The sequence below is a fragment of the Cellulomonas sp. P4_D11 genome, from assembly GCF_056401915.1.
On record NZ_JBFUIK010000071.1, the window covers coordinates 1 to 5009 of the forward strand.

The 5009-nt window shown below is 75.0% G+C and carries 5 protein-coding genes and 1 pseudogene; 1 reads left to right on the plus strand and 5 read right to left on the minus strand.

Going from position 1 to position 5009, the window contains the following annotated elements; all coding sequences use genetic code 11:
- The 3 genes and pseudogenes from AC1DT4_RS20155 to sigE form a co-directional block, all read right to left on the minus strand.
- Window positions 1-207 (minus strand): annotated as a pseudogene (locus AC1DT4_RS20155) (hypothetical protein); the annotation flags it as partial.
- A complete protein-coding gene (locus tag AC1DT4_RS20160; RefSeq protein ID WP_477091535.1) occupies window positions 204-1196 on the minus strand; it encodes a zf-HC2 domain-containing protein in 993 nt (330 codons plus the stop codon). The gene AC1DT4_RS20160 and the pseudogene AC1DT4_RS20155, both read right to left, overlap by 4 nt.
- Window positions 1193-1780 (minus strand): RNA polymerase sigma factor SigE, encoded by a 588-nt coding sequence (gene sigE, locus AC1DT4_RS20165; RefSeq protein ID WP_477091536.1) that lies wholly within the window; start codon window positions 1778-1780, stop codon window positions 1193-1195. Before sigE ends, AC1DT4_RS20160 begins: the two co-directional genes overlap by 4 nt.
- A gap of 198 nt (window positions 1781-1978) precedes the next feature.
- Between sigE and AC1DT4_RS20170 the strand changes: the two genes are divergently transcribed.
- Window positions 1979-2611 carry an O-methyltransferase gene (locus tag AC1DT4_RS20170; RefSeq protein ID WP_477091539.1) on the plus strand — a complete coding sequence of 211 codons (633 nt, stop codon included), beginning with the start codon at window positions 1979-1981 and terminating at the stop codon, window positions 2609-2611.
- Here AC1DT4_RS20170 and AC1DT4_RS20175 read toward each other — a convergent pair.
- Entirely contained in the window at window positions 2601-3764 is a 1164-nt protein-coding gene (locus AC1DT4_RS20175) for an epoxide hydrolase family protein (protein WP_477091537.1), read from the minus strand. The two genes, AC1DT4_RS20170 and AC1DT4_RS20175, sit on opposite strands and share 11 nt — an antisense overlap.
- A gap of 32 nt (window positions 3765-3796) precedes the next feature.
- Window positions 3797-5009: leucyl aminopeptidase family protein (locus AC1DT4_RS20180; protein WP_477091538.1), on the minus strand; the 1213-nt coding region annotated here is incomplete at its 5' end.

Here is a 5009-nt window from a genome sequence, read left to right on the forward strand (position 1 = left end):
GGCGTCGGACGACCCCTCGGGCGTCGGCGCGACAACCTCGGGCCCGGCCGCCGGCGTCGGCGGGAYGGCCTCGGGCGGCGTCTCGGGCGTCGGCGGGAGCGCGCGGCGGCCCGACGGAGAGGCGAACGGGCTCGTCGGCACCGCGCCGTCCGAGCCCTCCCGTGCGGGCACCGCTGCCGGCTGCGCGTCGTCGTCGGGCGTCGTCATGGCCGTTCGAGCGCTCCTGTCACGGTGTCCCAGCCCCGCGTGATCCGCGCGGGGACGCCGTCGTCGAAGGCGCCGCCCGGAAAGGCTCCCACAAGTGTCGCGGCGTCGTCGGAGGACTGCGACCCGACCACCTGGACCACGGTCGCGTCGGCCTGCCACACCACGTGCCACGGCTCGTACGACAGCACGTACACCTCGCGCCCGCCGACCTCGCCGGTCGGGGCACCTGCGAGCGCCGTCGTGTCGAGCCGACCCTGCTGCTCGGTGACCACGAGGGTGGCGCCGTCCGGGCCGAGCACGTCGACCTCGAGCACGGACGAGTCGTCGCCGGCCCAGCGGACCGCCGTGACCGACCAGCCGTCGGGAAGCTGCTGCGGGAAGGACCACTCGTGCGCGCGCAGCCACTGGGTGGTCTCGGCGGACCCGGCCCCGTCGTCGGTGGTGACGGGCCACGCGGTCGTGTCGATCGACTGACGCGTCGACGGGTCCACGGTGACGGCCTGGCCCAGCAGGCCGAGGTCGACGCCGGGGTGCACGGTCGGCACGACGGCCGGCCGCTCCCCCAGGACGAAGAGCATCGCGGCGACCGCGCCGAGGCCCGCCATCGACCCGGCCGCCAGGCGCACCGACGACCGGCGCTGCCCGACGTCGCCGCGCAGGGACGAGCCCGAGCGCCAGCCGCGCGCACCGAGGCCGCCGCTGGCGACGCCGTAGGAGGCGAGCTCGTCGCGCGACCGGCGGACCGGCGGCGCGAAGGGATCGCCGGCGAACGGCTCGGTGCTGCCGGCCAGCGAGAGGAGCCGGGCCGTCAGGTCCGGGGCGGGCGCGACCTCGTCGGCGGACGCCAGCGCCCGGCGGGCCGCGCGGGAGGCGGCGAGCTCGGCCGAGCACTCGGGGCAGACGGCGACGTGGGCGAGGGCCCGCTCGGTGTCCGCCACCGAGAGCTGCCCGTCGACCAGCGCGCTGATCCGCGACCCGAGGTGGCTCATCCGAGCACCGTCAGCGGGGTGTCGTCGTCGGCGGGGACGAGAGCGCCGGGCGCCCGGTGCTCCAGGGACACGCGCAGCCGCGCGCGGGCGCGGTGGATGCGGGAGCGCACGGTGCCCAGCTTGATGCCGAGGGTCACCGCGATCTCCTCGTACGACAGGCCCTCGATGTCGCAGAGGACCACGGCCGCGCGGTACTCGGGCGGCAGCTGGTCGAGCGCGCGCTGGATGTCGAGGTCGAGGTTGCCGTGCTCGAACGCCCGCTCCGGGGCGCTCAGCTCGTCGCCGGAGGCGTAGCGCTCGGCGTCCTCGCCCATGGCGTCCATGCGGATGCGCTGGCGGCGGCGAGCCTGGTCGAGGAAGAGGTTGGTGGTGATGCGGTGCAGCCAGCCCTCGAACGTGCCCGGCGTGAAGGAGTGCAGCGAGCGGAAGACGCGGACGAACGTCTCCTGCGTGAGGTCCTCGGCGTCGTGCTTGTTCCCGGTGAGGCGGTAGGCGAGCCGGTAGACCCGCGCGGAGTGGTCGCGCACGATGTCTTCCCACGACGGCGCCTGCCAGGCGGCGGGCTGGGTGGGCTGGGCGGTCACAGGGCGGTCTCCTCGGGGCGTGCCATCGTGCTCCAGTCTCCCAGGTGGAACTGTGAGCCTCGAACGCTAGGAACGCCTCCGGCGGGCGAGAAGTTCCGCCCTCAGCGGAGCCGACCGCCTCCCGCGTCCACCGGGGACCCGCGACTACGCTGGCGGGCGACCGTTGCAGCACCCCGTCGTCCCGCCCAGGAGGCAGCCATCTCCACCGACAAGGCCCAGAGCTGGGTCTACTGCGAGGAGTTCCTGCAGGAGGACGACATCGTGCTGCGGGCCCGGGAGCGCGCCGCCCAGCTCGGGTGCACGCCCGTCCTGCCCGGGTCGGGGGCCGCCCTGAGCGTGCTCGCCGCCGCCGTCGCGGCCCGCGCGGTCGTCGAGATCGGCACGGGCGCCGGCGTCGGCTCCCTCTACCTGCTGCGCGGCATGCCGGCCGACGGCGTGCTGACCACCATCGACCTCGAGGTCGAGCACCAGCGCGCCGCCAAGGAGGCGTTCGTCGAGGAGGGCGTCAAGCCCACTCGCACGCGGACCATCTCCGGCCGCGCCCTCGACGTCGTCCCCCGCCTCACCGACGGCGGCTACGACCTCGTGTTCGTCGACGCCGACAAGGAGAACTACCCCGGCTACGTCGAGCAGGCCGTCCGGCTGCTGCGCCCCGGCGGCGTCCTCGCCGTCGACAACGCCCTCTGGCACGACCGCGTGGCGGACCCGGCACGTCGAGACGAGACCACCACGACCATCCGCGAGGTCGGCCGGATCGTGCGCGCCGACGACCGCCTGCTCCCGGCCCTCCTGCCGACGGGCGACGGCCTGCTGGTGGCCGTCAAGCGCTGAGCCGGTACGGGCGGAAGAACTCGCGCAGCTCCCGGGCGTAGAGCTCGGGCTCCTCGAACGGCGCGAAGTGGCCGCCCCGCGGAGGCTCGGTCACGCGCACGACGTTCGCGGTGCGCTCGAGCCAGGCGCGTAGCGGACGGATGATGTCGCCGGGGAAGAGCGAGAAGCCGGACGGCACCTCGACCCGACGCGCGTGCTGCTCGGGCGGGATCGCGGCGTTCGCGACGTACATCCGCATCGACGAGCCGATCGTGCCCGTGAGCCAGTACAGGGTGACGAGCGTGAGGATCTCGTCCCTGGTGTAGGTGCTCTCGACGTCGCCGCGGCAGTCGCTCCACCCCCGGAGCTTCTCGACGATCCACGCGGCGAGCCCGGCCGGGGAGTCGGTGAGCCCGACGGCGGCGGTCTGGGGCTTCGTGCGGTGGACGGCACCGTAGGCGCCCTCGGCCGCGAGCCAGGCCGCGGACTCGTCGAGGAGCGCGCGTTCCTCCGGAGTCAGGTCCTGCCGGTCGCCCGTGAAACGCGGGATGCCGCCGTCCATGCGGTGGACGGCGACGAGCCGGTCGGGGAAGTCGAGCCCGAGGAACCGGCTCACGGCGCTGCCGATGTCCCCACCCGCCGCGCCGAAGCGCTCGTACCCGAGCACGCTCATCAGCTGCGCCCAGAGGGCGGCCACGTCGACGGAGTCCGGGGACGGTCCGCGAGGACGGTCGGAGTACCCGTAGCCCGGCATGTCTGGGACGACCACGTCGAAGGCGTCGGCGGGGTCGGCGCCGTGCGCCCCGGGGTCCGTGAGCAGCGGGATCACCTTGGTGTAGCGCCAGAAGGAGTCGGGCCAGCCGTGGCAGAGGACCAGCGGCAGGACCGGACCCGCCGGCGCGACGGCCTTGGCGTGGACGTAGTGGATCCCGAGCCCGCCCAGCCCGACGCGGAAGTGCGGCAACCGCGCGAGAGCGGCCTCCTGCGCCGGCCAGTCGAACTCGTCGGCCCAGTAGGCGACGAGCTCGCGGAGGTAGTCGACGTCGGTGCCGAGCGACCACCCCGCGTCCTCGGGCACGTCGGGCCAGCGCGTCGCGCGCAGCCGCGCGCGGAGGTCCTCCAGCGCGCCGGGGGCGGTCTGCAGGGTGAACGGGCGGGGCTGCGCGTCCGGCATGACCTCACCCTAAGGACGCACCCACCGGTTCGTCAGCGCAGGTCGTCGAGGTACCGCAGCAGCAGGCGCGCGCCGAAGCCGGTCGCACCCTCGGTGACCTCATGCTTGTCGGAGGTCGCGCGGGCGGGTCCGGCGATGTCGAGGTGCGCCCAGCGCCGGTCGCCGACGAAGTGCCGCAGGAAGAGCGCCGCGGTGATCGAGCCGCCGCCGATGTGCTTGTCGACCGGCACGTGCCGCAGGTCCGCGACCTGCGACGAGACGGCCTCCTCGTACTCCTCGACCAGCGGCATGTGCCACGCGAGCTCGCCGGACGCGTCGGCGGCCGCGACGAGTCCCGACACGAGGTCGTCGTCGGCGGAGTAGAGCGCCGCGTGCTGCTTGCCCAGGCCGAGGGTCGCCGCGCCCGTGAGGGTGGCGACGTCGATGAGCACGTCAGGGTCGAGCGTCGCGTCGGCCCAGGCCAGCGCGTCGGCGAGGACGAGGCGCCCCTCCGCGTCCGTGTTGGCGATCTCGACCGTGGTGCCGCCCCACATCGTGAGGACGTCGCCGGGGCGGTACGACGCGCCCCCGAAGTGGTTCTCGGCGAGCGGGAGCACCGCGGTGACGCGGTGGGCGACGCCCGCGGCGGCAGCGCCGAGCACCGTGGCCAGCGCGACGGCGGCCCCGGTCATGTCGGTCTTCATCGGGACCATGCCCTCGCGGGGCTTGATCGAGATGCCGCCGGTGTCGAAGGTGATGCCCTTGCCGACGACGACGACGTGCTTGCCGCCGGCGGTCGACGGGGTGTACGAGACCGTGACCAGCCGGGGTGTCGACGCCGACCCGGCGCCGACGGCGAGGATGCCGCCGAAGCCCTCGGCGGTGAGCTCGCGTGTGCCGCGGACGGTGACCTCGAGGCCGGCCTTCGTCGCCAGGCGCTTGGCCTGGTCGGCGAGCCACGCCGGCGTCTTCGTGCTCGACGGCGTGGTGGCCAGGTCCCGGACCAGCCAGGTCGCCGTGGCAGCGGTGCGGCCCTCGGCGACGGCGGCGGTGGCGCGCGAGCCGTCGCGGCCGAGCAGCACGAGCTCGGCAGCGTCGGACGAGCGGGACTCCTTCGAGGTCGACGCCGCGGTCGGCGGCACGTACGCCGCCAGCAGGTAGCCCTCCGCGACCGCCCGCGCGGCGGTGGCGGCGGCGGACGCGTCCTGGTGGGCCTCGGCGCCGAGCGTCGTGACGACCTGGCGCAGCCCACGCGAGGCGCGGGCG

Coding starts and splice junctions, on each gene's coding strand:
- AC1DT4_RS20175 (WP_477091537.1), bottom strand. CDS start 3,764: ATGCCGGACGCGCAGCCCCGCCCGTTCACCCTGCAGACCGCCCCCGGC.
- AC1DT4_RS20160 (WP_477091535.1), bottom strand. CDS start 1,196: ATGAGCCACCTCGGGTCGCGGATCAGCGCGCTGGTCGACGGGCAGCTC.